The sequence below is a fragment of the Streptomyces sp. NPDC005899 genome (assembly GCF_040629645.1).
GTDB lineage: Bacteria > Actinomycetota > Actinomycetes > Streptomycetales > Streptomycetaceae > Streptomyces.
Map to the genome: position 1 here is coordinate 1 of NZ_JBEXWB010000548.1, position 2,833 is coordinate 2,833.

Consider the following 2,833-nt stretch of genomic DNA (forward strand, 5'->3'; position numbering starts at 1 on the left):
GCGGGCAGGGCGTCGTCGAGCAGCCGCCCGAGCAGGGCGCCGGCCGGGACGCCCATCGCGAGGGCGGGCAGGACGGCCTGCTCGGCGCTTCCCCACCCGAGTGCGGGGAGCCAGCCCAGCTGTACGGCGACGAGGGTGGCGAGGGCGGCGGCGAGGAGGAACTCGGGCAGGGCGGCGAGGACGGCCGCGCCGGCACCGGCCCGGGTGGTGGTCTGCCGCCGGTGGGCGCCCCGCCGGAGGGCTGGTGCGGTGAGCGCGAGGGCCAGCGGTACCGCCACCGCGAGCGAGCAGGCCATGAGGGTGAGGGAGACGCCGAGTGCGGACGTCACGTCGGGGCCGACCGGGTCGCCGGAGACCCAGGACTCCCCCAGGTCTCCCCGGAGCAGTCCGCGGGCCCAGTGGCCGAGCACGTGCAGGGGGCCGCCGTCGAGTCCGGTCCCGGCGCGGATCGCGTCGAGCACGGCGGGCGTGGGCGGACGGTCCGCGTAGCGGGCGCGCAGGATCGTGAGGGCGGGGTCGGTGCGGGTCAGCCGGGGCAGCAGGCCGATGACGGCGAGGACGGCGAGGAGGGTGCCGAGCCGGGCGGCCAGGTGCTTCACGCGGTCACCGGAGTCGGGTGCCGGCGGTGATGAGGGTGCGTTCCATGGGGTCGAGCGCGACCCCTTCGACGTGGGCCCCGTCGTATCCCTGGACGAAGCGTTCGTGGACGAGCGGTACGAGGGCGTCGGTGCCGAGCACGGCGGCCTCGGCGGTCATCTCCGCGGTGTGGCGGTCGCCGGTGGCGGCGAGGGACGCGGCCTTGTCCACCGCGGAGTCGACGCGCTCGTCACAGAGCTGGGAGATGTTGAAGCTGCCGTCGCAGGTGAAGTCGGAGGTCAGGTAGGAGAGCGGGTCGGCGGTGTCCAGGAGGGTGTTGCGGGCCTGGATGAACGCGTCGTACCGGCCGGCGAGCGCGTCGGCCTCCAGCTGCGCGTAGTCGCGGACGACCTGCCTGACGGTGAAGCCGCGCGCCTGGAGCTGTTGCTGGACGATCGTGGCGACCTCGGGCAGTTCGGGCCTGTTGGTGTAGGTGGCGAGGACGATCTCCTCGGTCCTGGCCACCTCGGGGCGGGCGGCGGCCGCGGTCCGGCCCGTGGGGGACGTGCGGGCGGCGGCGGCCCAGGGGACGCCGGGGCCGAGGAGGCCCTGCGCCGTATCGGCCCGGCCCTCGTACACGCCGTCGACCAGTTCCTTCGGGTCGATCGCCTCACGGGCGGCGGCGCGCATGGCCGGATCGGCGAAGACGCCGCGCCGGGTGTTGAGGGAGAGGCCGTTGGTCCGGGCCGAGGGGAACTCGTGGACGTAGGCGTCGCCGAGCAGTGACGCCTGGGCTGTCGGTACGTATTCGGCGACGTCGACGGCCTTGGTCCGCAGGGCGTTGGCCCGGGCGGTCCCGTCCGCGACGAACGTCACGTCGACGCCGGGGGCCTCGGCCTTGCCGCCCCAGTAGGTGGGGTTGCGCTCCAGGGTGGCGGCGACCGCGCCGTCGAGGCCGGTCATGGTGAAGGCCCCCGTGGCGTGTCCCACGGGGTTCGCCCTGCCGTTCCGGTACGCGTCCGGGGACAGGATCGCGAGGGAGGGGTTGGCGAGCCGCTGGGGCAGGAGCGGGTCGGCGTGCGCGGTGACGATCCGCACGGTGTGCGCGTCCGTGGCGGTCGCGGTCAGCTCGGTGCCGGACAGGACGCGGGGCGGCGGGGATGCCTTGCCCGCCGCGGTGAGGGAGCGGACGACGGCGTCGGCGTCGACCTTCGCGCCGTCCTGGAAGACGGCGTCGCGGAGCGTGAACGTCCAGGTGGTGGTGTCGGTCCTCGTCCAGGACGCGGCGAGGGCGGGCCGGGCGGCACCGTCGGCGTCCAGGGTGGTCAGGCCCTCGATGACGGCGAGCCGGCTGAGGGTGACCGCGTCGTCGCCGTACGGGGACATGGACTGGGCGGGGGGAAAGGCCATGACGACCCGGAGCCGCCGGTCACCGTCGGACGCTCCCCCGTCGGCCGCGGCGGAGCAGGCTGCCAGCGGGAGGAGGAGGGCGGCGGTGGCGATGGCGGCGACTGCCGGCCGGGAGCGGCGGCTACGGGGCGTGAACATGGTGGAACCCTATATGAAAACGATTATCATCTTTACCGTGGGAGTTCCCACGGATGCCCCCGAGGCCCACGGAGGCCACGGGGGGACTGGGCCGGGGTCAGGCCCGGGGCCGTGCCGGGGTCAGGCCCGGGGGCCGGTTCACCGAATCTCGGGCACCGGCAGCTCGAAGTGGACGATCCCCTGACCGCCGCCCGGCAGCGTGCGTTCGTCACACACCTCCTTGGCCATCGACCGCCAGAAGGGCTCCGCCCCCGGCACGGCCGGGTCGGTGTGCAGGTAGAGCGAGGTGTAACCGCCCGCCCGCGCCGCGAAGGCGCCGAGCTCCCGCACCAGTCGTCGCGCCAGCCCGTGCCTGCGGTGCCCCGGGCGTACGTAGATCCGGCAGAGCTGGGCGGTGGTGCCGGACGGGAAGCGGTCGGCGACCCACTGCGGATTGGGCGGCGCCTGGGGCCCCCGGTCGCGCACGGCTCCGGTCGCGACGACCTCACCACCGTGCAGCACGACGAGCAGCGTGCACCGCGGGGGGCGCAGGTAGGCGCCCTCCGGATCGATGATGTCGGCGTGCCAGCGCGGTACGTACCCGGACTCCAGATCGCCGTAGACGGTGTCGAGCATGACGGCCCGCGCGCCTCCGACGTCCTCGGCGGTCGCCGTCCGCAGGACGTAGCCGTCCGCACCCTCCGGCACGTCCTGGGTCACCACCGCCCCT

2 protein-coding genes and 1 pseudogene are annotated in these 2,833 nt (G+C 74.8%); all 3 read right to left on the reverse strand.

Annotation, left to right across the window (positions count from 1 at the left end; genetic code table 11):
- Positions 1-599, reverse strand: a pseudogene (locus ABZ371_RS31230) (ABC transporter permease); the annotation flags it as partial.
- Positions 600-603: 4 nt separating this feature from the next.
- On the reverse strand, positions 604-2,124 hold the full coding sequence (locus ABZ371_RS31235; RefSeq protein WP_358686013.1) for an ABC transporter substrate-binding protein: 1,521 nt from the start codon (positions 2,122-2,124) through the stop codon (positions 604-606).
- 138 nt (positions 2,125-2,262) lie between these two features.
- Complete coding sequence (locus tag ABZ371_RS31240; RefSeq protein WP_358686015.1) at positions 2,263-2,826, reverse strand: GNAT family N-acetyltransferase; 564 nt, start codon at positions 2,824-2,826, stop codon at positions 2,263-2,265.
- Positions 2,827-2,833: the final 7 nt, after the last annotated feature.

What these genes read in the sequence shown, in the direction of transcription:
- ABZ371_RS31235 (WP_358686013.1), bottom strand. Translation starts at nt 2,124, where the DNA reads ATGTTCACGCCCCGTAGCCGCCGCTCCCGGCCGGCAGTCGCCGCCATC.